Source organism: Paraburkholderia sp. JPY419, assembly GCF_050435705.1.
Classification (GTDB): domain Bacteria; phylum Pseudomonadota; class Gammaproteobacteria; order Burkholderiales; family Burkholderiaceae; genus Paraburkholderia; species Paraburkholderia youngii.
Window position 1 is genome coordinate 399,227 of the sequence record NZ_JBNDKV010000001.1, and the last position, 24,072, is coordinate 423,298.

The 24,072-nt window shown below is 58.4% G+C and carries 17 protein-coding genes and 1 pseudogene; 11 read left to right on the plus strand and 7 right to left on the minus strand.

What is annotated here, in order from left to right:
- Positions 1-30 precede the first annotated feature (30 nt).
- The 3 genes and pseudogenes from QFZ91_RS01910 to QFZ91_RS01920 form a co-directional block, all read right to left on the minus strand.
- Positions 31-297: pseudogene (locus tag QFZ91_RS01910) on the minus strand (IS110 family transposase); the annotation flags it as partial.
- A 240-nt stretch (positions 298-537) separates the two neighbouring features.
- Positions 538-1,908 carry an integrase catalytic domain-containing protein gene (locus QFZ91_RS01915; protein ID WP_429566036.1) on the minus strand — a complete coding sequence of 457 codons (1,371 nt, stop codon included), beginning with the start codon at positions 1,906-1,908 and terminating at the stop codon, positions 538-540.
- A 591-nt stretch (positions 1,909-2,499) separates the two neighbouring features.
- Entirely contained in the window at positions 2,500-3,231 is a 732-nt protein-coding gene (locus QFZ91_RS01920) for an IS6 family transposase (RefSeq protein ID WP_429566037.1), read from the minus strand.
- Between the two features lie 1,109 nt (positions 3,232-4,340).
- Between QFZ91_RS01920 and QFZ91_RS01925 the strand changes: the two genes are divergently transcribed.
- The 4 genes from QFZ91_RS01925 to QFZ91_RS01940 all read left to right on the plus strand — a co-directional run bounded on the left by QFZ91_RS01925 (position 4,341) and on the right by QFZ91_RS01940 (position 10,910).
- Entirely contained in the window at positions 4,341-5,453 is a 1,113-nt protein-coding gene (locus tag QFZ91_RS01925) for a glycosyltransferase (protein WP_429566038.1), read from the plus strand.
- Positions 5,450-6,745, plus strand: a complete 1,296-nt coding sequence (locus QFZ91_RS01930; RefSeq protein ID WP_176383852.1) for a glycosyltransferase family 4 protein — start codon at positions 5,450-5,452, stop codon at positions 6,743-6,745. Before QFZ91_RS01925 ends, QFZ91_RS01930 begins: the two co-directional genes overlap by 4 nt.
- A complete protein-coding gene (locus tag QFZ91_RS01935; RefSeq protein WP_429566039.1) occupies positions 6,742-8,202 on the plus strand; it encodes an oligosaccharide flippase family protein in 1,461 nt (486 codons plus the stop codon). Before QFZ91_RS01930 ends, QFZ91_RS01935 begins: the two co-directional genes overlap by 4 nt.
- A gap of 509 nt (positions 8,203-8,711) precedes the next feature.
- Complete coding sequence (locus QFZ91_RS01940; protein WP_429566040.1) at positions 8,712-10,910, plus strand: polysaccharide biosynthesis tyrosine autokinase; 2,199 nt, start codon at positions 8,712-8,714, stop codon at positions 10,908-10,910.
- A gap of 524 nt (positions 10,911-11,434) precedes the next feature.
- On the opposite strand, the gene QFZ91_RS01945 is transcribed toward QFZ91_RS01940, so the two are convergent.
- The 3 genes from QFZ91_RS01945 to QFZ91_RS01955 form a co-directional block, all read right to left on the minus strand.
- Positions 11,435-11,608 carry a hypothetical protein gene (locus QFZ91_RS01945; protein WP_429566041.1) on the minus strand — a complete coding sequence of 58 codons (174 nt, stop codon included), beginning with the start codon at positions 11,606-11,608 and terminating at the stop codon, positions 11,435-11,437.
- 20 nt (positions 11,609-11,628) lie between these two features.
- Positions 11,629-12,030, minus strand: coding sequence for a recombinase family protein (locus QFZ91_RS01950; RefSeq protein WP_429566042.1), 402 nt, complete (start codon positions 12,028-12,030; stop codon positions 11,629-11,631).
- Between the two features lie 250 nt (positions 12,031-12,280).
- Positions 12,281-12,442, minus strand: coding sequence for a DUF6788 family protein (locus QFZ91_RS01955; protein ID WP_429566043.1), 162 nt, complete (start codon positions 12,440-12,442; stop codon positions 12,281-12,283).
- Between the two features lie 373 nt (positions 12,443-12,815).
- Between QFZ91_RS01955 and QFZ91_RS01960 the strand changes: the two genes are divergently transcribed.
- From QFZ91_RS01960 to QFZ91_RS01970, 3 genes are read left to right on the plus strand one after another with little or no spacing between them, the layout of a single operon-like run.
- A complete protein-coding gene (locus QFZ91_RS01960; protein WP_429566044.1) occupies positions 12,816-13,454 on the plus strand; it encodes an SCO family protein in 639 nt (212 codons plus the stop codon).
- A 25-nt stretch (positions 13,455-13,479) separates the two neighbouring features.
- Positions 13,480-15,438 carry an RICIN domain-containing protein gene (locus QFZ91_RS01965; protein WP_429566045.1) on the plus strand — a complete coding sequence of 653 codons (1,959 nt, stop codon included), beginning with the start codon at positions 13,480-13,482 and terminating at the stop codon, positions 15,436-15,438.
- Positions 15,438-15,881 carry a hypothetical protein gene (locus tag QFZ91_RS01970; protein WP_176383863.1) on the plus strand — a complete coding sequence of 148 codons (444 nt, stop codon included), beginning with the start codon at positions 15,438-15,440 and terminating at the stop codon, positions 15,879-15,881. The genes QFZ91_RS01965 and QFZ91_RS01970 overlap by 1 nt, the downstream gene beginning before the upstream one ends.
- A gap of 150 nt (positions 15,882-16,031) precedes the next feature.
- Here the strand turns inward: QFZ91_RS01970 and QFZ91_RS01975 are convergent, their stop codons facing one another.
- Positions 16,032-17,498, minus strand: coding sequence for a glycosyltransferase (locus QFZ91_RS01975; protein WP_429566046.1), 1,467 nt, complete (start codon positions 17,496-17,498; stop codon positions 16,032-16,034).
- Between the two features lie 274 nt (positions 17,499-17,772).
- Between QFZ91_RS01975 and QFZ91_RS01980 the strand changes: the two genes are divergently transcribed.
- The 4 genes from QFZ91_RS01980 (at position 17,773) to QFZ91_RS01995 (ending at position 24,034) form a co-directional block, all read left to right on the plus strand.
- Entirely contained in the window at positions 17,773-18,987 is a 1,215-nt protein-coding gene (locus tag QFZ91_RS01980; protein ID WP_429566047.1) for a hypothetical protein, read from the plus strand.
- A complete protein-coding gene (locus tag QFZ91_RS01985; RefSeq protein WP_429566048.1) occupies positions 18,988-19,992 on the plus strand; it encodes a glycoside hydrolase family 26 protein in 1,005 nt (334 codons plus the stop codon).
- A 577-nt stretch (positions 19,993-20,569) separates the two neighbouring features.
- Positions 20,570-22,423 (plus strand): alpha/beta fold hydrolase, encoded by a 1,854-nt coding sequence (locus QFZ91_RS01990; protein WP_429566049.1) that lies wholly within the window; start codon positions 20,570-20,572, stop codon positions 22,421-22,423.
- A gap of 180 nt (positions 22,424-22,603) precedes the next feature.
- Entirely contained in the window at positions 22,604-24,034 is a 1,431-nt protein-coding gene (locus QFZ91_RS01995) for a mannose-1-phosphate guanylyltransferase/mannose-6-phosphate isomerase (protein ID WP_429566050.1), read from the plus strand.
- Positions 24,035-24,072: the final 38 nt, after the last annotated feature.

The window sequence follows — 24,072 nt, forward strand, 5'->3', positions numbered from 1 at the left end:
TTCCTCCGTTGAATGCGCAATGTGCTGCGATCAGTGCGTATATGGTTGCGACTCAGGCGCGGGTGGGGTCATTCGCGCGAATGCGGCCAACTCCCGGGCGATGGCGATTACGGCAACGTTGCGATGTTTCCCACGCGCAACCAGTCTTCGATTTCGCTTGCACAGCCGCAGTTGTGCGTCCCACGCGCGATCGATGATCGCCTTGGGTAAACCGTCGTGACGTTGCTGGATGGCGGGGCTCACCTTGGCGAGGTGACGGTATGACCAGGCCGCTTCGACCAGCAGGTGACGCGTGTGGCGCGACAATCTGGATGAGAGACGTGTTGCCTCACGGGATGATGTTACTCCCGGGTAATTGTCGCTCTCCGGTTGTTTTGCGATGAAGGTGGTGCTGCGTAGCAGCGCCAGCCTTCATCGCGTCGGCGTCGCCGAGTATCCTGATCACCAGTTCCCTCGCGCGATTCGATGTCCATGCCTTTACGCGGCGCTGCAGAGTACGCAGTTGGGCGCCAGAATACATTGCCGGTGCCATGGCGACTAGACGCTCATGTAGCTTCTTCGCCGTGATGCCGGCTCTCCTTCAAGCCATTGCTGTATTGTCGGCCAGGTGTGCTCGAACGGATCTTCCCGGCTGCGCCAGTCATGTGGCACGCGCGCTTTTCGATGATGCGTCGGTCTTACCTCGCCGTCCTGCCACGCTGTCCCAAGACTCGCCAGGAAATCCGTGAGGGAGACGCGTCCAGGTTTTTTTGCCTCCTTCGGCGCAGTGCCTAATTCGCTGCATTGCGCGACATGCTGCTGCGCTTCGCGCATTCGGCTCAGGAGATCCAGCGGGTCGAGTGCCCGAAACTGAGCACGTAGTTTGCGTTTGGTTGCTTTGGGCACCGATGCCGAGCGCAGGACGCGCTCAAGTGGCGTCAAGGGCGCTTCATATCGCTTCGTGACCCTCGCGCCATGACGTGTCTTGGATTTCAGCTTGAATGAAGGCGGGAAGAAGTTAATGTACAGACGCGACACCTGGTAAAGGGATGCAAGGGTTTCCGTGGCTGCAAGTCCACGCAACCTGCCATATCCGACGAGGCGGCGCACGACTGATCCATTCTTTTGCTCGACCCACGCCTGGTCATTTTGCTTGTAGGCACGTGAGCGTGTCAGCTCGATACCAGTCGCCTTGCAGAAGTCGAACATGGCCTCGTTCATGAAGGCTGTATCGTTATCGCAATCCAGACCGCGAAGCGGAAACGGCAAGACTCGGCTAACCCGTTCGATATGCTCGAGAACGAGCGCACCGGTTCGATACGGCATTGCCAGGCATTCGGTCCAGCCGGTCGCGATATCGGTCATCACGAGACTGTGCACGAAGTCGCCGTCGATCTTGGTGCCACCGCAATGCTCGACGAAATCAACCTCAAGATAGCCGGGTAGCGGATTATTCCAGTCAGAGAAGGTCCGGATCGGCACCGCACGGCGTATCGCATTGCCGATTCCTCCAGCGCGCCGGCGTTGACCCGCGAAAGCCTGTTCGCGCACGTCCCGCAGCAGCCGGTCAATGGTGGCGGCGCTGATCTGGTTTAGCCGCTGGCGAACCTCCTTCGAGAGCGACAGGTGGCCCTGCCGTGTCATCGCGTCGATCAGCGTTGGGACGAGCGCCTTGAGCCGTTTGCCGCAGATCCGGTCGGCAGCCTCCCACAGCGTGATCAGCGCGGACCGCACCACATCGTCATAGCGTCGCTGGGGGCCGGGCTTCTTCCTCGAAGCCGCAGGCTCGCGACGCAGCACACGGATAGCGTGCTTGCGGTGATACCCAGTCACCCGAACAAACTCGTCCAGTATCTCGCGCTTATCGTTCCGGTCAGAACGGCGGTACCGCTCACCGACTGCCTCAGTCAATTCCCGTCGTGTTGTCATGCTAAGCCGCCTCGTCATAAGTCGTCCCCGCCAGCATTCTGACGGGTAACAAAATGGAAAGGACGCCTCCCCCCGCAAGGGCCGACGGATATATGGGTGATGAGGCGGCGAGGTGGGCGGTTTTCGCAGCCGACGACACCAAATTTGTGAAAGTGACAGTTCTGAAACCACCACTCAAGCTCAGGAGAACACGAATGGAATTTACCGCTGTCGGCGTCGACGTTGCTAAACGAGTGTTGCAGTTGCACTGGGTCGAGCCGAAGACCGGGGAGATACGCTCGACGCCTCGCAGGTCTGCAAGGGCGCTCCCTGGGTCAAAGGCTGCCGATCTGCAGCACCCTGAGGTACAGAGGGGGTCGTTCGGTACGTCGCGGCGCCCGCTACCAGAAGACCCGCAGCAAATTCCCCTTGAACTTCAGTAACGTGGTGAGGTGAGCACATGTCGCGTACTCGGTTGGCCCCATGAGAATCAGGTTGGCGCCGTTGCGCAGCCAGCCGTCGCCAGCGCAAAGTGCCGAGACGTGCGCGCGGGCTTTGTCAAATTGAAGGAAGATGGCCGTACGAATCGGCAGTCCGGAGGATTCCTTCTGATTACCGGGTGTACTTGACCAGGTCGGCTGCGCTCCAGCCATACCAGCCGTCGAGACGTTGCTTCAGCTGGGCACGGTGAGTAGCAGCGTCCATGCGGTGACGGGGTAAGGCGAAGTGTTGCCGGATCAGTCCGAAGCTCGACAGAAAGCGCTGCGTGCGTCGCGGATCACGGAAACCCTGCATCTGGCGCTCACGCCGGCGCGTCGGCTGGTGGCTGTTTTCCGCCCGGTTGTTCATCCGGGCCGAAGCCTTCACGAACACGTGTTTCACATTGGCCAGCTGTGGCACCTCGGCCTTTGCCGCCGGGTAGCTGCGCAACCGGTCGGTGACGATCTTCCGGGGCACCGGGTGCGAGCGCAGCACCTTTCTGAAGAAACGCCTTGCGGCGGCCTTGTCGCGCTTCTTCTGCAACAGCACCTCCAGTTCGGTCCCATGTTCGTCCACCGCGCGCCACAGCACGTATGGCTCCCCGCGCAGTTTCACGAACACCTCATCCAAATGCCACGTCGTGCCCGATCGCGGCCGGACTGCTTTGGCCCGGCAGGCGAACGTCGCACCAAACCGGTCGCACCGGTTGCGCACCGACTCATATGTGACCACCACACCACGTTCGGGCAGCAATTCCTCGATGTCGCGCAGGCTCAGATTGAAGCGATGGTACCAGCGTACCGCGCAGCTGATGACCGCGGATGGGAAACGGAAACCGTGATACGGCGAGGTGCTCTTTTTCATTTCGCCTTTCTATCCAGCCCGCCTTCAAGTTGACATTGCCCAAGCGCCGCAATCAAGCGCTCATTGCCCTTGCCAGACGACGCTGCGACGTGTTGTTCGCAATGCCGCGCGACGGCACCCTATCAACCAAAATCCGCCCCTAATGCTTGACGAACGACATAGGGGCACCCCCCGCGCCCGAGCAGCAACAGGACCGCCGCTCGCGTGCGCGTGTCCCCATGTATGTGATCGATTGACAGCTGCTGCAACGTCATTTCCTCGGCTTCACTCAGCTCTACCACACATCATCCGCTACCCTAGCATCATTACGGCGGCAGATTAGCGAAATCCGAAAAGATTTGCCGGGACACTTAAATCGGAACGTTTCCGGTCAGGTAATAATATTAACTAAGCCTGTCATTTTCCATTGCCGTCAAAAGCTGCCGTGCAATGTGTTATTTCGCACAGAGCAGTCAATTTTAGGATCTTATCGTCATGCAAGGTCGTTCGCATTCCCTCTCGGTGCCACGAAACAATTATCGAAAAGATATTTTATTTCAGGGGTCTCGTTACGCGAACTTCCTTTCGCACGGCGAAGCTGTGCTAGCGCTCCGCTTCGACGAGAACGAGCCAGAACTGCTCAATTCCGCGCTTGATTCGCGAGGCGAGATCTTTTCAGTAACATTATGTCAGACTTTTCATTGCGTTTTTTCAGGGTCCGGCAGTGATCTTTGGTCGGTTAAAACAAAGCGATTTTCCTAGGTGAGAATTCAGTACCGTTTTCGTTGCCCTAAATTGTGAGGAATACTTCGCACCTTGCGTTTTAAGCGGTCTGGATTCACATATGATATGTGCGCTTGCTAACAGAGGCGAATTGGCTTCCGATTGCATGCTCTTGCGCATATGACATCGCCTGCCATTTAAGACCAAGGCGTATAAACGGCGATCGTTGCTGAAATACACCAACGCGACATGTCCTGCGGTATACAAATAGGAATCCAAAGTAACTGCAAACGGTGACACAGATTTTCGGTTAATACGGTGGTCGTTGCTATGTGACGTAAGGGTACGGGACCGCGTATTTCCTCTGCAATGGTTGTGCGATCTGGACATATTATAGGATTCTACAGATGAATGCCTTGTTCTTGTCGCATGTGCGTGATGCGAAGTCATCGAATGGCGGTATGGTCTACTCGAATCAGATTCTTTCGCAATTGCGGAGAGTATGCGCTCGAGTTGATGTCCTCTACGTGTACGACGATTTGCCGAAGTGGAGAAAACTCAGAATCGCGTTTTCGTTTTTGCGGTCGTTGTTCGGTCCATTACCGGCGAAGGTTTTATATTTCGATCGACCGAGCGCTCACCGCGCGTTGTCGAGGCTAACGGCAAGCGTAACACCGGACATAGTCGTTTTCGACCATTTGGAAACAGTCGTGTATCTTCGCAACCAGATCGGCGCGAATTCGATTCTGATACAGCATAACGATGAGGCGACGCTTTATGAAGATCGCTTGAAGAAGATTAGCAACCCGATCACCTCAGCCATGCTGAAGTTCGAGTGCCTCAAATTGCGGCGCTTTCAGGAGCGCGCAAACGCGCTGATCCGCAATCATGTATTTATCTCCCCGGACGAGTTGGCCAAAGGCGCGGCCCTTGAGCCGTTTGGCAATCGCTTTTGCATGTTGCCGGCCTTCGATTACATGCCAGCGGAAAGAATAGCGCCGTCGGCAACCGATAAGCCAATTCATCTCGCGTTTCTTGGCAACATGGAGTGGTGGCCGAATCAGGATGCTGTCGAATGGCTACTTTCCAGAATCATTCCACACATCGACGAAAATAAAGTTATTTTCCATTTGATGGGTGCCGGCTCCGAAGCTGATCGTTATCAACGCAAAAACGTCATCGGACATGGATTCGTCGATCAGTCTTCCGAGATTTGGAACAAATCCAATGTCTTTCTCTCGCCCATTGTGTCGGGCGCGGGAATGAACGTGAAAGTCGCCGAATCAATTTACAACAGGAGATCGGTAATCAGCACGTCCAAAGGTGTCCGGGGGATACCGTTGGTCAAGGACCCGTCAGTGATCGTCAGCGACTCGGCAAGCGAATGGATTGCGCTTTTGAATGACCGAAACCGTCTGGCACAACTGGACCGGAAGGCAGTGCTTGCCGAAAACTCGGACATATTCGATCGGAACTCTTCATTTGACAAATTCAAATCATTTTTGGAGAAATGTAAATGAGTGTTCCCATTTTGTATATCGCTTCGCGACCGTTTATTCCGGCCGCTGGCGGACGAGAAAACATGATCTTCCAGTCTCTCCAATTCCTTGAGAACCAGCATAAAGTAAGTGTTGTCATTTTCAAAGGGAAGAACGAGTTGGTTGACCTGCAGCGGTATTATGCGCGCTTTCCGAAATTTAGATTTCATCTGCTTGACTTGCCGACGGCCCCCAATTGGATCCTTGAATGGATCATTACCGCACGCCCGCTGCCTTTGCAGGTAGCAATGTATCTGTCTCGCAGTGGGAAGCGACTTATTCGTTCCATCATCGACGATCAGAAATGCAAGCTGGTTATTGCGGATATGCTGCGGACTTCGATGCTATTCCAGACCAAGGACTGCATTTCAGTCGTGGAACTGGACGATCTGCTTTCGGTGCGCTATCTCCACAATATCCGCGCGAGTGTCGGCAATCGTTTGCTCGGTACGTACGAGGACCGCATGCCTGCCTTCGCCGCCAAGATCGCGAACCGGTTCTCTAGAACCGTTTTGAGATATGAGCGGTGGGCTATCAGCCGGATGGAGCGCAACAGCGCGACCAGGCACAACGCCGTGGTGTTCGTATCGCACGCGGAAGCAGCTCTCTTCAAACAGATGACGGGTGCGGATAACGTCTATGCAGTTCCGCCGACGACCAAGATTCGGAAGGCACCGGATCGCCTGCTTCCCAGTCCAACTGACAGGATCAATTTGATGTTCTTCGGGAACATGCATACGACGGCGAACCGACAGTCGCTGCGCTACGTGCTCGAAAGCGTGTTGCCCGCATTGACTCATCTTGGCGTCGACTATCGCTTCCATGCGATCGGTCGTTGCCCGCCGGAGCTCATTGCGCGCTACCAGCGCCCCGACGTTTTTTTCACCGGTTTCCTCGACAATCCCGATGATCTTTTCGACAGCATGCACATCCATATTGCACCGATGTTTGGCGGCACTGGAATAAAGACGAAGATCCTCGAATCGCTCGCCAGAGGCATTCCGACGATCACAACCGCGGATGGCGTGATCGGGATGTCCGTCGAGTCGGGCCGCGAACTGTTCATCTGCGCCGATGCCAACGAGATCGCGCTACGATGCGTGGACCTCGCGCGTGATGCAAATCTGTACAGGCTCCTGAGCAAGGCCTCGGCTAGATTTGCGTCTGAACAGTTCAATTTCGACATCAACCGAAACCGGTATCTGGATATCTTGAGAACTTGCCTGGCTGCACCGGTCGCCAAGACGGCTCCTGTATTAGGAGGCGCACAGTGAATTTTGGCGTTTTGCAGTTGGCCCGCAAGGGCGCAGTACAGTTACTGGCGGCAGGAATGATGGGCGTCTTGACGTTGGCGCAAATCGCTTTTTTGTCGCGCCATTTTGGCTATCGGCAGTTGGGTATCGTCTCCACTCAGCTTCTCGTCGTATCGATTTTCACGACGTTCTGCGACTTCGGATGGGAAGGGTTCATCATCCAGGAGCGCGGAACTCGCCGGCGTGTCGCTCTCATTCTCGGCTCGGCGTTGCCGAGAATGATTGGTTTCGCGGCGGTGGTCGATCTCGTGATCGCGCTGGCCCTTAGAAAACTGGGTGTTGCAGAAACTGCGTGGGTGACCCTGCTATTGGTCGCGCCCGCGCTGCCGTTCGTCGTTCTGGTCGGAGCTCTACAAGGCTTCGCCGTGCGCGCGCTGGATATCGAACGGCTTGCCATTTCGGAAGTCTTTAGCAAGCTGGTCGGCGTCGCCGTGACGGTCGGAACCGCGTGGCATTTCGATTCGCTCAATTGCGTGGTGATAGGGTTCATTTGCACCATTGGAGCGAAATTTGTCTTGATGTCATCGTTTCAGTTGGACACGCTGAAGGTGATGCTCGTGAGCGTGACGCGACGGGCGCGTGCCACGCGGCTTTACTACTATATGGGAACCCAGCTGACGGGGCAGTTGTTTAACATTCTCGGCGGCAAGGCAGACGAATTGATTGTGGCTTCCACGATGTCGCTTGAGATATTCGGCATTTACGCCTCGATCAAACAACTCGTCGTTCAAGGGACGTCGTTCGCTTCGTTGCTCATTCGCCGGTTCACGATGCCATATTTTTCGCGCGACCGCCTGTCCGACCGCCCCCGCGCGGACAAGACAATTTCGGTATTCGTGTGGTCTAACGCCGCCTATATCACCTTCTTCCTCACGCTGGCGATTGGCTCGCGACTTGTCACACAATCTGTTCTCGGCCCGCGTTTCCTGGTGCATGCGGACATGCTGATCCAGTTCGCGGTGCTTTGGTCGTTCCAGACCTTTGCCGGCGCGACGATGTCCGCTTATCAGCAAAGTACCGGCTCGCCGTTCAAGGCACTTGCTTGGATGTCGATTCAGGTCATCGTCCAGCTCGCGGTGATGTGGGCGACGATTTCGCTCGGCCTGGAGAAGATGCTCTCTTGGGCGTCGGTTTCATACGCGGCGATGGCATTGTCCTACCATTTGTGGTTTTTTCGCGAGGAGGCGGGGCTCACGACCGCGCAAGTGTTCCGGCGAATTTTGTCTCCTGTGCTTTTCTATTACGCGCTCGCAGCCGCTATCATATGGGCGTTGCGAAGTCTTTTACTTCCTAACGTCTTTGAAATCGTGGGCGCGGCAATTTTTGTTGGAGCCGTCGCGGTCTTTTCGCTCCGCGAGCGGAATTCTGCTCTGATGATTGTGCACGGCGCATCGGGCAGTGGACTGAGGCAGCGTTGACAAGGGGCAATGCAACAGCGTCGTATAGAACCGAGGTTTTCATATGACCTGCGACGTTGACCATGCGCGCAGATCGGCCCTGCGCGGCGAATGCCTGACGACGAGTCAACGGGCGTCCTCGTGAACCTCGCGACTATCGGTGTCTGCAAATTTTGCGCGTCACGCATTTTATCCGTCTTTAAGGCCTGGAAAGGTGAGCTAACGCACATCATTGATTCCCAGTGCTTGTATTCTTCGAGTGTTGGCTGAGGCGCTGGAAAGATGGTTCAGGGGTGTCAATCGTCATACCTCGACTCCAACGCGGCGCGTTGCACGTTGATTTTATCTTGGCCGAAGCGTTGCAGCGAGGAGACTGCATCGCTTGGGACCGGAGGGTTCGATGTTGCGGCTTTGGGATCATCGGTTTCGCCTCCATCGGGCATCGGTCGAAGTCCGGCTGTATCGTCGGACCACTAGTCATTCAACATGCAAATGAGACCACCAGCTTTATTTGGCGAGAAAAGGCAACCATGAATCCTGCGCAACTTTCTTTTAAGGATGTCCACATCACAAACACTGATATGGACCTCCCCGGCATACTTGTCGTGCTGCGACAAAACCGCTGGCGCATTGCGGCATGTACCGCTGCCTTCGCCCTGCTCGGCGCAGTCTATGCGATGGTTGCACCGCCCGTGTATGAAAGCGACATTATGATTCAGGTCGACACTCGTGCGGACCCGACGTCTGACCGAAGCATGCTGGATGCGGTGTCGAGCATCAACGATAACAAGTCGACGACCGCAGCCGAAAGTCAGATCCTTTCGTCGCGCGCAATCGTCACCCGCGCGGTCGACAAGCAAGCGCTCTTCATCGACGCGAAGCCCCGGCGATTTCCGGTCATCGGCTCGCTGGTCGCACGATACCTCGAAAGCGACATGACGCCGGGCATCTTCGGTGTCGGGGGGTTTGCGTGGGGCAGGGAGTCGCTTTCGATCGACAAGTTCGACGTGCCCGCGAAGCTGGAGGGAAAGCAATTCCGGCTTACTCTGGAGCCCAATCACCGCTTCACGCTGTCCGGACCCGGACTTGATGCGCCCGTCATAGGCGAAATTGGAAAGCTTCAGTCGTTCTCGACAACGCGTGGCCCGATCCAACTCCTGGTGACTGGCGCTAGCGGGCAGCCAGGAGTCACGTTCGACCTGTATCGCAATTCGCGCCTGAAGACGATCGAACGTATCCAGAGCCAGCTCAGCATTCAGGAGAAGGTAAAGGATTCGGGCATTTTGGTTGCGAAACTGCGCGGAAAGGATCCGGTGATCGTCAGCGATACGCTGAAGGAGATTGCCAGGCAGTTCATCTTGCAGAACATGGAGAGGAAGTCGCTAGAAGCGTCAAATTCGCTCGATTTTCTGAAACGGCAACTGCCCGTTTTGAAGACGCAACTGGAGAAGTCACAGCAGGCCGACACGGAGTTGCATCGTAGGGCGGGTGTCGTCGACTTGCCGGAAGAGGCGAAGCAGGCGATCGCGCAAATGAGCGCGGCCAAGGCACAGCTTCTTGCACTGCAACAGCAGCGCCGGGACCTGGCCACACGCTTCGCGCCGAGTTATCTGTCCGTCGTATCGGTCGACAGGCAAATTAAAGGGCTTGAAGAGCAAATCAGCCTCTATGCGCAGCAAATGGCGCGCTTTCCTGACTTGCAACAGGAGGTTGCTCGCTCGGAAATGCAGGTCAAAGTGGATTCCGCTTTGTACACCGCGCTGCTTAACAATGCGCAGCAGCTGGAACTGGTGAAGGCGGGGAAGGTCGGTACCGTGCGCCTGATCGATACGCCTGCGGTTCCCGAAGATCCTGTGTTTCCGAAAAAGTCGATCGTCGTCGCGCTGTTTTCGCTGTTCGGCTTGCTGAGCGGCCTCGCATATGCGTTCGTACGCAGTACGGTCCTGTGCGGTGTAAAGACCCCCAGCGAAATCGAGCGTGCGCTCGGCATTAACGTCTATGCGACGATTCCTTACAGCAGGCGTCAGCGAGTGATGCTGAAGTCGGAGCGCAAGGAGGGGAACGCGACCTTGCTGGCGGAAGCATCCAAGGCAGATCCGGCAGTTGAAGGCCTTCGCGCGCTTCGCATGACGCTGAATCACGGCAAGGACGGCATTTCCAACAAGATCGTGTTGGTTACCGGGGCGACGCCAGGCGTGGGCAAATCGTTCGTGTCGGCCAACTTCGCTCGTGTGGTGGCCTCCTCGGGCAAGCGCGTGCTGCTGATCGATGCAGATTTGAGAAATGGCCATCTGCGCAAGTACTTCACCGCTGGGCATAAGCAGGGCCTCGTCGATTTTCTCGAAGGGCGCGCAGGCCTTAGCGCGGTCATTCAGCATGACGCGGCGTCGAATCTGGACTTCGTTGCGACCGGACTGCAGCCAGCGGAACCTGGCGAACTTCTGCTTTCGCCGCGCCTCAATCAGATGCTCGATGATTGCGCGCAGGAGTACGATCTCGTCATCGTCGATGCTCCGCCGATTCTAACGGTGTCGGATGCGGCGGTGCTTGCGCAGAACGCAGGGACTGTATTTGTGGTCGCGATGTCGGAAGTCACGAAGCTGGCTGAACTTGAAGAGTGTGCGAAGCGCATGGATCGTAGCGGCGTGCGTATTACCGGCGTGATCCTTAATGGTGCCAAGCTGCATCTCGGCGAGTATGGCTATGCTGGACTGCATGGTATCGCGTGAGGAGCTAACGTCAAGAGTGGTGGTGCGACACGTGTCGCCGTCAGCCGCGCGTTATGCGGCATGTAGTAGGCGGTAAAGCTCGTTTTTCCTTGTCACGCGCGGCGATAATAAGATTGGTCGCGGTGCCGTGACTTGCTGTACGACCAGCAGTTGCCTATCTGGACATGCGTACCCGGTAACGGGTGCGTGTGAAGCTCTGGAGACAACGTGCCTCTCGATTGACGGTTAACCCCGGTGACAGGGAAGGGATCGACACTGCCAGCCGCCGTGCGGTGTGAGGTGCAAGGCAAGTTCCGCATGCGCAACATAAGTGAACTGTTGTAACCCTCGTTATGACGATTGGTCCAAAGCGGCTGAAAGGCCCAGACCAAAAGGTATGCAGCCGGTTGTTTCCGTCACTATTGGAAGCACGTCGTCACAAGAGCTGTCGGGGGAAAGGCAGGCGCTAAACGGATAGGCCCGGGAAGATTTGGGTCGGCAAGGACGGGAACGTGGTAAGTCCAATTGTCCGCCCACGCCGAAAGTCAGGCTATGGCAGGTGACCCGCGAGTGAAGCTGTTGGGCACGAGGACGATGCGGCCGTCGTCGCCGCAGCACAAGCCCACGGGCAGTGGAAAGCGCAACTCACCCTTCTTCGCTTTGTTGAGTTTGCCGCCCCGGAGGCGGCGGCGCAAGAAGTGCAGTTCGGCCTGTGCCATCGTACCTTTGAGACCAGGTATCAGGCCGTCGTTGAAGTCCCCCCGCGTCGTAGCAGCCATCGGCGTCGATCACGAGCGTATGGGTGAGCGCGCACAACTCGAGCGGGCGATGCCAGTCCCAGATTCGAGGGTGCCAGGCGGGAAACCTCCAGTGCGAATACGGCACCCAAGTTCCCCATCGAGACGTCCGCTACGAGGGTCTTGAAGTCTTCGCGCCCCGTCATCTGGGCCCCCGATTGACCAAGGTCGCGGTCCAGGACCCGGATCGCCGTCTCCGGCCAACCCAGTGCCAGCGCTTTGTCGCGTAACGCGTATTGACGCTCGGTGCTCTCCTGATGGTGTCGCACCTGGGCCAGCGTCGACTGGCGGATGTCTATGTACGCCGGCTTGCTTTGATGTTGGGGGGTGATTCTGGTGTTCATCGAAGGCCTCTTCGGTCAGCTCCAGCGCAGGCTCAGCAGTGAGCCAAGCCTCGAGCATGTTGGCGACGAGTACGCCGGCCGATTGCGGATCGATGAAGTTGGCGAGCGACAGCGACGACTGGCTCACCGGCGCCCCTCAGAGCGCCTCGCGGCGGCGCAATAGTTCGCGGTTGATCTCGCAGATCTCCTCGATGATCTCGCGAACGCGGTGATAGTTCGCCAGGTGCTCGGCGACGTCGGTGTAATCGGCTTACGGCACGTAGTCCATTTGCGGACGGCGGCCGGGCAAGCTCACGGACAGGTAGTACTTGGGACCATGGCCGGGGCCGTCTGCGCACCGGCAGCCCGGTTTGCCGCAGCGCTTGTAGCGCTCGATGAGCGAGCCGCGCAAGAGCGTCTCTAACGCTGGCATTTATTTCAGCAATTGAGACTGCGATGAGAACACGCGCGAGCAGCTTATTGATCAATGCGTCCTTACTTGACTCTTATCAAAGATAACAAACAATAAAGTTTTCAAACTGCTTTCCAGTAGCCATCGCTAAGGGAACCCAGAACATCCGAGTATGGTCAACCGCACAAACCAAAGTAAATAGTGCACCTAAGAATCGACCTCGACCCGGAGCCCTCGTGCTACGCTTGTCGGGGTGGTTGAATCATTGGTACGAGAGTGAGAAGAAGCAGCCGTTGCGAAGGGTTGCGCGCCTTGTTCGACGACTGTCGCGCCGGAAGCATTACTAACCGCGTGTAGTCGGCTGTTCATTAGACATTTGCGGAGAAAGGTGCCAATGCTCCATCAAATAACTCGCGCGCGCCGCGAGCACGATTTCCCGGCTCGAAAGCTGAGTCGACGCGCCTTGCTATCCAATATGGCCTTGGCTGCGATGGCCGCTATCTGCCGTCCTTCATATGCTCAGCATGGAAACCTGGGGCTTGTCAGCCCGCCGGCTCGTCTCGACGATTTCTGGGTGATCGACCAGACAGCTAAAAGGCGACGTCTTAACGCTGTTCTTCTTCAAGGCGTCACAGCGGTGCAGACGATCTATACCGGATGTAGTTCGGTATGCCCTTTACAGGGAGCGCTGTTCAGCGCTGTTCAGGAACATTTGCCAAAAATCCGCGCCCGCTACCCTGTTCAGTTGCTCTCAATCGGAATTGACCCGCTTTCAGATTCGCCATCCGCTTTACGCGACTGGCTTTTGCGTTTTGATGCAGGCCCCGCATGGAATGCCGCTACGCCCTCTTTGGAAAACGTCGACCGGATGCGAATCGCGCTATCCGGTAGTCCGCTTGCCCTTGGCAATCTCGCCGGTCATTCGACGCAAATCTACTGCTTCGATGCGAGCGCAAAGCTGCGCTGGCGTAGTGCCGAGCTTCCGCGCTTGGAAGATGTCTGTGATGTGCTTGCTGCGCTGGGACGTGTGTAATTCGACCTCAACGGAGAATAAGACCATGCCACGAATCCGTTTCGCCATGATGTTCTCTCAATCGCTTGCAAGATGTATGAATGCGTTGATTGGGTTGGCATTCGCATCGTCCTTCTTCGCGCATCCTGGACTCGCTCAGGCACAGACGACGGGCACAATAACCCTGAGCGGCACGACTCTATGTGCGGACGATTACAACGACGAGGTCACGCCAGGCACCGCGGTGATCACGTGGAGCTGCAACAACGAAACGAATCAGACTTGGACGGCCACGCCTTCCGGCGCCGGGTACGTATTCGTCAATCAGCACAGCGGTCTTTGCATGGACGTGTCGGGCGCAAGCGTGACAGCCGGCGCGCCCGTGATCCAGTGGACCTGCAACGGCCAAGCGAACCAGACTTTCAATTTGACGCCGCAAGGCAGCGGTTACGCGATCGTCCCGTCGCACAGCGGATTGTGCCTGGCCGCGGCGAACACGACCGCACAGGGCCCGCAGGTCCTGCAGCAGAGCTGCGGGGGCGACGCCACGCAGACTTGGGCGGTAGGCGGCATCAATGTGACAGCGCTGCCTTCGAAGTGGACTGCGCCGATCGCGCTTCCTATCGTTCCGGCAGCGGCGTCCAATTTGCCCAACGGGAACATATTGCTCTGGTCGGCTGATTACACGAATTCCTTCAGCTCTGGCGAAGTCACGCCAGGCAGGACGTACACGGCAATCTTTAATCCGAAGACCTTGACCAGTAAACAGGCGCTAGTCAGCAATACTGGACACGACATGTTTTGCCCGGGCATCGCCAATCTCCCTGACGGTAGTGTGTTTGTGACCGGGGGGTCCGACAGCGCCATGACCAGCCTCTATTCGCAGTCGAGCGGCGCGTGGTCGTCCGGCGCCCAGATGAACATCGGGCGTGCCTATCACAGCAGCGTCACGTTGAGCAATGGCAGCGTGTTTGTGATCGGTGGCTCGTGGAATGGAGGCTGGGGCAACAAGACCGGTGAAACCTGGACGTCCGGTTCTGGCTGGATGGTGAACTGGTCGCTGCTCGCCGACTATATCCTCACCAATGACGCGGCGGGCATCTATCGCGCCGATAATCATGCGTGGATGTTTGCAGTGTCCAACGGCCGGGTTTTCCATGCTGGGCCAAGCGTGGCGATGCACTGGTTTGACACGGCCGGCAACGGCACTGTAACTGATGCTGGCAATAGAGCAAACGACACCGATGCGATGAACGGCAACGCCGTCATGTACGACATCGGCAAGATTCTTGCCGTCGGCGGCGCGCCGAGTTACGAGCAAGCCAACGCTACTTCCAATGCCACGCTCATCGATATCAGCACCGGCACTGCGACCGCGACCGCACTACCGCCGATGAGCTATGCGCGGGCATTCAGCAACAGCGTCGTATTGCCGAACGGGCAGGTTGTCGTGGTGGGCGGTCAAGCCTTCGCGCAACCGTTTTCGGACGATACCGCCGTGCTGACGCCGGAACTGTGGGATCCGACGACGAAGGTCTTCAGGCAACTCGCTCCCCAAGCCGTGCCGCGCGTCTACCACAGCGTTGCGCTGCTGCTTCCAGACGGCCGCGTCCTGAGCAGCGGCGGCGGGCTGTGCGGCGGCTGCGCGACCAACCACCCGGACGTCGAAATACTGACACCGCCCTATCTGCTCAACGCGGATGGAACGGCAGCAACGCGTCCGACCATGAGTTCGGCACCGACCGACGCCACGCTAGGCACCGTCATCGCCGTTGCAGCGAGTAGCGGTGTTAAGTCGTTCGCACTGATGCGCCTGTCGTCAGCAACGCATACGGTCAATAATGAGCAGCGACGCGTGCCGGTAACGTTCTCGGTGGGCACGGGCGGCGAGTACCTGCTGAACATTCCGGCCGATCCTGGCGTCGCGGTACCGGGCTACTACATGCTTTTCGCACTGAACGCGAACGGTGTGCCGAGCGTGTCGCGCACGCTGCGCCTTCACTGATGGCGGCATTATCATTCCGGCGCCCGGCGGCGCGCGTAGCGGTCTGCCTGGGGCTGGCCGCCGTTGTGCGCCTGGCGCATGCCGAGCAGCAGCTCTGTAAATCGGGTGATTTGGGGTGTGCGATCTACAACGGCCAACATGCGGTCGCAGCGCACCTGCGCGACGACGATCGTCCGCTGCCGCCGTGGACGACGCGGTGCGTGAACTGCCACGCTGGAACCGATAAATCCGGCACCTTCGCGCCGCCGCTGACTGCGGCGCTTCTGCTCGACGCAAAGAGTCGTCGAGGCGGCCCAGCCAGCAGCTACCAGCCGGGGGGCTTCTGTCGCGCGGTCAGGCATGGGATCGACCCAGCCAACGTATTGCTGCGCAAGGCGATGCCTCAGTATCAGCTATCCGATAGTGAATGCGAGGCGCTTTGGGAGTATCTAACGAATCGTTAGCGGTGTTTGCACACCGCGCGTCGACCATTGCATGCCGGCGCGGCGCAACTTCAAACGAGCCACGCCAAGACGGTGCCGACAAGCGAATGATGTCATCGCTTGTCCGGACTTTGAGCTGCCGCCTATCCTCGGTCGCTTATCGCTACGAACTCACTCACCAACGTCCATCAGCGACGCCAGCCGCACCGCATAGGCGGGCAGCGAATACGCACTCACATCGTATTTCCGGTTTTTATCGGAGAGGTGCGCAACGACCTCTCCGAGTGCCTTGACAAAGCTCGTCGGATGGAACGAGTACTTAATCTTGTTGCCGATCTCTTCGCCGAAAGTCGACAGGCTGCCGATATCGTGGACCAGCATGGGCAGGCCCATCTGAGCCGCTTCAACGACGACGAGCGGTGCGTTTTCCGCACCTACCGACGGCAGGATCAGCGCGTCGGCCGAACGCCGCAGTTCGGCAAAGAGTTTGTCGCGCGGAAGCGCCCCATGCATGACCAGTTGCCCGGACTCGATGAGGTCCGTATGCGATTCTCTTATCGAGGGCAGGCCCGGTCCGTCTCCGTAGACCGCGATGTGATCGATGTACGCAAAACTCGTCGCCCGCGCGAGCCCGATGAGCTGGCTGAGACCTTTCTCCGGCGCCACGCGGCCGACGAATGCGAGGACGATCTTGTCGCGTGAGCAAACCTTCGGCTGCGACAGTGGCTCGCTCATGACCGAAGGATTAAAAAGACTTGCGGTATTCGGAATTCCTGCCTTGTGCAACGCTTCCTGCATAAAAGGACTCGGGCACAGGAACATGTCGAACAGACGCGTCGGGTTGCCGAGCATTCGGGCGACGTGCCAGTGCATCTTCTTGAACGTGTCGTACACGGGCCCGCTCGCACTGCTGCGCGCAAGCAGCGCGCGTCGTGTTCGCAGGATGTTGAGATCGAGCGGCTTGCTCTTGCCGTCGACGTAGTGCATAAGCGCGGCATTGTAATAGACGAGATAGAAGTCATGACACGTCATGTACGCGAGGAAGCCGTATTTCCGCTTGTAGCGGCGAAGCACCCACAGCACGGACGAAGAGAGCGCGTTGTGATAGTTGTGAACCAGCACGCGGTCAGGCCGGAACGCCTCGATCGTTTTCGCAAGCGCCACGGCGGCGGGGAAATTCCACGTCTTAGTCAAAACCGATCCGCGCAAGGACGCTTTCTGCAGGTCGAAGCATTCGACGTCGACACACGGCGTCGCCTTGAGAACGTCCACGGAAAGCTGATAGATGATTTCCGCGCCACCGAGCTCATGGTAATCGTTAATGACCAGGATTCTTGAGCGCTGCATTTTGTTCCTCGATGTTCCGTCGAGACACGTCGCCCCGAACGATGTCCAGCTTGAATATGGCGCGAACATATAAAACCGGCCTGTCGCACAACGCAGCGTAATCCGAGTGAAAATCGACCTCTGTGCGAAACCGTACGGTGCACAGCGGCAGCGACTGGTATAAACCCAATACATCACAGACTGCAATCGGCTGGCTTCATGCAGCACGCCGCTGCTGAAGAAAGCCGGGCCAGCGGACTCAGCGCGGAGCAGGTTCAGGCGATGCGCCGTTACGTCGATTTCGAATCGCATACCCGCTTTTATCCGATTCCGACGCGTTGCGACGATGCTGAGTGCAGGGACTACTCGGATCGAAAAAGGAGATCGAGGAGATGCTCGGTCGCACCCGCCATCATTTCGCTTACTATCTTCGATATCTGCGCTAGGGTGATGGGTTTGCCGGACGCAAACCGCAGCTTTGAACCCGGATAGGCGGGAAGCATCGACCGCAATAGGTGCGCCCGCTACAGTCCGATGACCGTCGGGGGCGTGCAACCCAGCGCGCCATATACAAGCCGAGACCGCAATGCATACTCCGCGACCACAAAAGATGACTTTTTGGCTCTTCTTTCTAGCCATCGTCACGCAACGCCTGTCGCTCATCCCTGGCACGAACCCTGTTCCCGTTGCGTTGGCAATCTATGCTGGCGCCGCGCTGCTGGTCTGTATGCGCAGAGAAGTGGTCGTCCGGCGGGGCCTCTTGCTGAGCGTCCTCTGCGTGGGGTGCATACTGATCGGCACGTCTATCTGCACGGGCAGGGAGTTTTCGGCGAATTCGCTGATTTACCTGCTTGTGCTCTACCTGCCTTTCTCCTTCGTCGTACCGGACGGGGCGCCCTTGCATTCCACCACAGCCGACGGCTACCGGTGGTTCTCCAACATGATGTGCGTCTTTGCAGCCGTCGCGCTGTATCAATACGGCAGTCAGGCGTTCCTGCATATCCCATATAGCGACCCTCTCGGCGGCTTGCCGAAAGAGTTCACGATGTCCAACTATGAAGTGAGCTATCCGATCCAGTACGGATCGGAGATCTACAAGTCGAACGCGTACGTGTTCCTCGAACCGTCGTTTCTCTCACAGTTCCTGGCACTCGCACTGCTGATCGAGGTCATGATGTTCCGGCGCGTCACGGCGATTGCTATGCAGATTGTCGCGCTCGCCACGACCTTTTCTGGAACGGGTCTGCTGTTCATCGCAATTACGCTCCCGTTCGCCATCATCGCGAACCTGCACAATCGGCGGGCCGCAATCCTGGCGGGACTTGCGGTGGTGGCTATCGCTGCCACCGTCGCGTCGAACCCGGCCGTGCTCAAGCGTTCGGGCGAAATCAACGATCAGGGCAGCAGCGCTTCTATTCGCTTCTCCACGCCTTATGAGCGCATGCGCGAACTGGCGTTTGAAGACGCATCCAGCATGCTCATAGGCTATGGTGCGGGTAATGCGGACCGCATCAGAGTAGACGACAGAGTCGCGAACTTCCCAGCGATCCCGAAGGCGATCATCGAGTACGGTCTGATCGGGGGCATTCCGCTGCTGCTGTTGATCATGGTTCGAATCTTCACGGGCATTGAAAGCCTGCCGATTGCGGTCGGGCTCTTCTGTATGCAGTTCTTCCTCTCGGGCGCCCTCCTGCAGCCGATCTCGGTCTTCACGCTTTTCTACTTCTTTGCCGTGCAATCGAGCGGCGGTCTGCCCCAAACGACGTCAGAGGCCGGACACGTCGACCTGGCGGGCGGCTAAGTGGTGCTTTCCGTGCGCTCCAGACCGGCGGTGATCGGACGTCCTCGGCTTAAACGCGCGCTCATCGCGTTAGCGATGCTCGGAGCTGCGTTGCCAGTCATCACGCATGCGGCGTCCGACTCGACGGCATCACCGGGAGTCGCGGCGATAGGCCTGCATTCTGAAGGCGACATGTACACGGCCCAATACGATTCGTTCGGCGCATGGCTTGGCGAGCCGGTGCAGTACCGCATCGTCTTCACCGCGCGTGAAAAGTGGCAAGATGTCGCCGAGCCGTATTACCTCGCAACAACGCAACGCTGGATCAATAGCGACCCGCGTCGTGTCGAGGTGATGTCCGTCCCGTTGCTTCTTGCTTCGGATCATGGCTTCGCGACGGTGACGAGTGGCAAAGTCGACTACGCATTCGCAAGTCTTGCGCGGAACATTAAGGCGATTGGCCGTCCTGAGCAGGTCATCATCCGGCTTGGATGGGAGTACAACGGTAACTGGTACCGATGGAGCGCGATCAAGGATCCCGAAGGGTACAGGGCTGCTTATCGCCACGTTGTACACGTGATGCGAAAGATCGCCCCTGGCTTGCGCTTCGACTGGACCACCGACTTCCAGAGCCACAGCAACTTCAACTGGCAGAGCGCCTACCCAGGGGATGACGTCGTAGACATCATGTCGATGGACGTCTACGACGAATATCACGAGGGCTGGGGCGATATGCTGAACGCCCGGACCGGACTGAGATCGTTTCGGGCGTTTGCTCGGGCGCACGGCAAACCGGAGGCTTATCCGGAGTGGGGTTGCTCGACGAGGCCTGAGGGCTATGGCGACGACCCGGAATTCATCGAACACTTCCATGGCTGGATCGAAAGCGGTGCCCCGAACGTGCTGTATCAATCATACTGGAACACACACTTGGGCGGTCCCAACGCTGTGATTTACGGCGATCAATCGGGCCGCGTTCCACTAGCGGCCAACAAATATCGGGAGCTTTTTGGCGGTAAGCGATAGTTTTTAGCATACCGAATGGAGAATCGTTTGCAACCGACGGGCGAACTCGCCGCATCCCGACGATCAATATTCCCGGTGATAACAACAACTGCGTTTGCGGAGAAGGCGCCGATTTGATGGCCGGCGGGATCTGCGGTGTCAGCTTAAAGGCAAATCAGTCCGGGACCACAAGGCGCGCGGCAGCGTATTGTGTGTGCCTGGTTAGCACTGCGCTCGCTTTGCCTTGCTTGACATCGTTCTTCTCCTTGCTTGAGTTTACCTGGTCAGCAAGGGATTCGTTTTTCGGGGGCAAGCTCAAGGATCGTGATGACTACGCGGCCCACACCCGTTCAGGAAAAGGCCTTCCGCATGCTAAACATTTACCCCGCCTGTACCCAGTAACTGACTCCCCCCGGCACGCGTAACCGCGCCAAATCGAAGACTTGCGCGCGCCGCGTGCTCAAGTTGGGGCTAAATCTCATGGTGCCGCGGGCGAGCTTCACCAATCCATCATGTGCGCAAGCGCACAGACGCCCGAAATGGTCATATTGCGTAATACAGCCAAACTCCACACAAACTCCGCCTCTGAAAACTTGCTATGACCAAAGTATTGGAAGAGCTTTCCGCGGCCATTATCGATATTGACCGCGACGATAGCGAGACGAATAAAGTGGACTTCAAAATGCATCCCGTCTATTTCGGCGGGCATTTTGGTTGGCTTCATGAGCCGCGGCCGCAATCTAACGAAAATGGCAAAGCAGGCATTGTGCTTTGCGGTCCCCTTGGACATGAGGCTTTATGGCTGCATCAGACCATGCGGTCGCTCACCGACCGCCTCGCGGGCCGGGGATTCGCTGCACTGAGATTCGACTATGCCGGCACCGGCGACTCAATCGATCTGGGTGAGCTCGTCGAACCAGGCAGATGGGTCGACGAGGCCGCCGAGGCCGTGGATTTTATGAGGCGCACGACTGGTGTCGAACGTGTCGCGCTGATCGGATTCCGCTTTGGCGCAATGGTTGCCGCGCAGGCTGCACGTGCGGCGCGGGTCGATACCGTGGCGCTTGTCGCGCCGGTCGTCGCTGGCCGGCAGTTCGTGCGGGAAATGAACGCGCTACAGCGGACATGGCTGGACCAGGCCAGCCACCACATTCGCAATGATGCAGCGCCAACCGGCGCGTTCGACGTGCTCGGGCATCGCTTCAGCCGCGCCGCCATCGACGCAATAACGCAATGTGATCTGCGCCTGATGACGTCGCCACCGGCAAGCAAGCTGTTGATCGTTCACCCCAGCAATCAGGGACCCAGCCACGAGCTCGCGGACTCGTATAGTGCGCTGGGCGCACAGGTCGATTCGCTGCCGTTTCCCGAATACCCGGAGGCGATGCAGCCGTCGTGGGTGGCAACGTTGCCTCAGGCGACACTAGGTTCCGTCGAAGGATGGTTCGCGCGCGAGTTTGCACCGTCATCCGCACCGCTTCCGTCCGCAGTATCCGACGCGGCGGCGGCCCCCGTTGCGCCCCGACGGTCAGGCGGTTGGAGCGGCGCTGTCGAGACGCCGGTGGAGCTGGCTAATGGACGTTTGTTCGGCATCCTATGCGAACCGGAAGACTGTCCGGAGCGTGCGCCGCTCGTAGTCATCGCCAACACGGCGGCGACACACCATGTCGGCGACGGTCGATTCAATGTGGAGCTCGCCCGCTCGCTGGCACGAGCGGGCATCGCGTCCTTGCGAGTCGACGCGCACGGCATTGGCGATAGCCGCGGTGCCTGGATGGTCGAAGACCCTTCCTTGCTCAGTTACGAGCAACTTGCTGCCGATACGTCGCTGGCGGTCGATTGGGCCCTCGCCAGAGGGCATCCGCGGGTTGCCGTGTTTGGCATCTGCTCGGGTGCGTATCTCGCGCTTCACGCAGCCACGAAAAATCCTTCCGTAACGGCGCTACTGCTGGTCAATCTTCAGAAATTCGACTTTCCGGCGGACTTCAGGATGTGCGATGCGATCAAGGTCGATGCGCGCTCGACGCGCGCCATTTTTCGGGCGATGTTTCTCACAAAGAAATGGTCACAAGTTCTGCGTGGCGAGGTGGGCCTGCGGCCTGTATTGCGGACGCTGTCCCGCTATGCCGTTAACGCCGTCGTGAGTAACGCCGCCGCGTGGGCCGGCGATTCGAACCGCAGTGCGATGAATAAAGGCACTCGCGCCCGTCAGCGGATGAAAGATCTCGACGCGCGGGGAGTGCATGTCCGGCTATTATTCAGCCCGTTGGATCGCGGGCTGGATGAGCTGCGGATGCACTTCGGCCGGGGTGGTCGGCGGCTCAACAAGCTGTTGCACGCGAGCGCGATGGTCATCCCGAACATGGACCACGAAGTGTTGAATCCTGCGGCACGGCAGCGGATTGCGGCATTGTGCGAGACGTTTTTCAATCAGGCATTCGCTCGCGAATAAGGCTGGCGGGACGTCTCAAGGGAAGGGCGGCCTCGTCTGCGGTGCGAACGCGAGCCATCCGGGACCGTCATGCAGTTGCCTGGCATGACGATCGGTTGAGCGTTGCACGCCGACGCGCGAACAGCACGTCGGCGTGCAAACAAGTGCAGAACAGATACACACGAACGAGGACCTGAAAAAATGCACATTCATCCCGTAGTTCTTTGCGGCGGCAGCGGCACGCGACTGTGGCCGATGTCGCGCGGCGGCTACCCGAAGCAGTACCTGGCGCTAACCGGCGAACATACGCTGGTCCAGCAAACCGCGTTGCGCCTGCGTGGCATCGATGGTGTGACCGCGCCGATCGTCGTCACGAACAACGAGCAGCGTTTTCTCGTTGCCGAGCAACTGCGCCAGGTCGACGTCGGGTCGGCAAGCATCGTACTGGAACCGGCAAGCCGCAACACGGCGCCGGCCATCGCCGTGGCCGCGCTGCTCGCATTGCGCGACACGCCCGACGCGTTGCTGCTCGTGCTGCCGTCCGATCATGTGATCGCGGGCGAGGCCGCCTTCGTCAAGGCAGTCGAAGCGGCGGCGCAGATTGCGAAGGACGGGCGTCTGGTCACATTCGGCATCACACCGACCGAGCCGCATACCGGCTACGGTTACATTTGCGCGGGCGCGCCGCTGATCGACGGCACGCAGAGCTTCGCCGTCGATTCGTTCGTCGAAAAGCCGGATGCCGCGACCGCTCAGCGCTTCATCGACGAAGGCCGCTACTACTGGAATAGCGGCATGTTCATGCTGAAGGCGTCGACGTATATGGACGAGCTGCGCCGCTACGAACCGGAGATCGCGCGTCAGGCCGAGCTGTCGCTGCAAAGCGCGCAACGGAATTTCGATTTTGTGTGGCTCGATGCCGACGCGTTCGCCGCCTGCCCGAACATTTCCGTCGATAACGCGGTGATGGAGAAGACCCAGCGCGCGGCCGTGGTCGCGGTGGCCGATCTCGGCTGGAACGATATCGGTTCGTGGACTGCGCTCGCTGACATCGCGGAGCGCGATGCGCAGAACAACGCGCTGATCGGTGACGTGCTGACCGACGCGGTCAGCGACTCGTACATTCGCGCCGAGCATCGGCTCGTGGCGGCGATCGGGCTCGAGAACGTCGTGATCGTCGAGACCGCGGACGCGGTGCTGGTCGCGCATCGGGATCAGGCGCAGGACGTGAAGAAGATCGTCGCGCAGCTCAATGCGATGGGGCGTCACGAGTCGGTCACGCATCGTCGCGTGGTGCGGCCGTGGGGTTCGTATGAAGGCATCGATAGCGGCGAGCGCTTCCAGGTCAAACGCATCGTCGTCAATCCGGGCGCGCAGCTGAGCCTGCAGATGCATCATCATCGCGCGGAGCACTGGATCGTCGTGAAGGGCACCGCGCTCGTGACGAACGGCGACAAGGAAATCATGCTGACCGAGAACGAGTCGACCTATATTCCGCTCGGCATCACGCACCGGCTGCTGAACCCCGGCAAGATTCCGCTCGAGTTGATCGAGGTGCAGTCGGGCGCGTATCTCGGCGAGGACGACATCGTGCGGTTCGAGGATACGTATGGGCGTGTGGCGAAGGTTTAAGGGGTCGGGCGTTTAGCGGCTATTTCGAAAATCGAATG

What these genes read in the sequence shown, in the direction of transcription:
- QFZ91_RS01995 (WP_429566050.1), top strand. Translation starts at nt 22,604, where the DNA reads ATGCACATTCATCCCGTAGTTCTTTGCGGCGGCAGCGGCACGCGACTG.
- QFZ91_RS01940 (WP_429566040.1), top strand. Translation starts at nt 8,712, where the DNA reads ATGAATCCTGCGCAACTTTCTTTTAAGGATGTCCACATCACAAACACT.
- QFZ91_RS01925 (WP_429566038.1), top strand. Translation starts at nt 4,341, where the DNA reads ATGAATGCCTTGTTCTTGTCGCATGTGCGTGATGCGAAGTCATCGAAT.
- QFZ91_RS01980 (WP_429566047.1), top strand. Translation starts at nt 17,773, where the DNA reads ATGCATACTCCGCGACCACAAAAGATGACTTTTTGGCTCTTCTTTCTA.
- QFZ91_RS01965 (WP_429566045.1), top strand. Translation starts at nt 13,480, where the DNA reads ATGCCACGAATCCGTTTCGCCATGATGTTCTCTCAATCGCTTGCAAGA.
- QFZ91_RS01950 (WP_429566042.1), bottom strand. Translation starts at nt 12,030, where the DNA reads ATGAACACCAGAATCACCCCCCAACATCAAAGCAAGCCGGCGTACATA.
- QFZ91_RS01955 (WP_429566043.1), bottom strand. Translation starts at nt 12,442, where the DNA reads ATGCCAGCGTTAGAGACGCTCTTGCGCGGCTCGCTCATCGAGCGCTAC.
- QFZ91_RS01970 (WP_176383863.1), top strand. Translation starts at nt 15,438, where the DNA reads ATGGCGGCATTATCATTCCGGCGCCCGGCGGCGCGCGTAGCGGTCTGC.
- QFZ91_RS01930 (WP_176383852.1), top strand. Translation starts at nt 5,450, where the DNA reads ATGAGTGTTCCCATTTTGTATATCGCTTCGCGACCGTTTATTCCGGCC.
- QFZ91_RS01915 (WP_429566036.1), bottom strand. Translation starts at nt 1,908, where the DNA reads ATGACAACACGACGGGAATTGACTGAGGCAGTCGGTGAGCGGTACCGC.
- QFZ91_RS01990 (WP_429566049.1), top strand. Translation starts at nt 20,570, where the DNA reads ATGACCAAAGTATTGGAAGAGCTTTCCGCGGCCATTATCGATATTGAC.
- QFZ91_RS01945 (WP_429566041.1), bottom strand. Translation starts at nt 11,608, where the DNA reads ATGGCACAGGCCGAACTGCACTTCTTGCGCCGCCGCCTCCGGGGCGGC.
- QFZ91_RS01920 (WP_429566037.1), bottom strand. Translation starts at nt 3,231, where the DNA reads ATGAAAAAGAGCACCTCGCCGTATCACGGTTTCCGTTTCCCATCCGCG.
- QFZ91_RS01975 (WP_429566046.1), bottom strand. Translation starts at nt 17,498, where the DNA reads ATGCGATTCGAAATCGACGTAACGGCGCATCGCCTGAACCTGCTCCGC.
- QFZ91_RS01960 (WP_429566044.1), top strand. Translation starts at nt 12,816, where the DNA reads ATGCTCCATCAAATAACTCGCGCGCGCCGCGAGCACGATTTCCCGGCT.